The 368-nt window shown below is 66.0% G+C and carries 1 pseudogene; it reads left to right on the forward strand.

The window, feature by feature from the left end:
• A pseudogene (locus DW299_RS08090) lies at window positions 1-368 on the forward strand (cytochrome b); the annotation flags it as partial.

Genomic DNA, 368 nt, shown 5'->3' on the forward strand with positions numbered 1-368 from the left:
CGAACGACAACGTCGTGGGCTACCCGATCATGCCGGTCTACGCGGCGAAGATGGGCGGGTTCTTCTTCCTCGTGTTCGGCGTGATCGCGCTGCTGGGCACCTTCTTCCAGATCCTGCCGTTCTGGGTGTACGGGCCGTACGACCCCTCGCCCATCTCGGCGGGCACGCAGCCGGACTGGTACATCGGCTTCGCGGACGGTGCGCTGCGCCTCGCCCCGCCGAACTGGGACGTGGTGCTGTTCGACCGCACCTGGTCGTTCGGCATCATCGTGCCGGTGGCCGTGATGGGGCTGTTCATCCTCACCGTGCTGTTCTATCCGTTCATCGAGGCGTGGGTCACGGGCGACAAGCGCGAGCACCACATCGCC

Origin of the sequence: Microbacterium sp. K35 (genome assembly GCF_004794375.1) — a bacterium.
Classification (GTDB): Bacteria; Actinomycetota; Actinomycetes; order Actinomycetales; family Microbacteriaceae; genus Microbacterium; species Microbacterium sufflavum.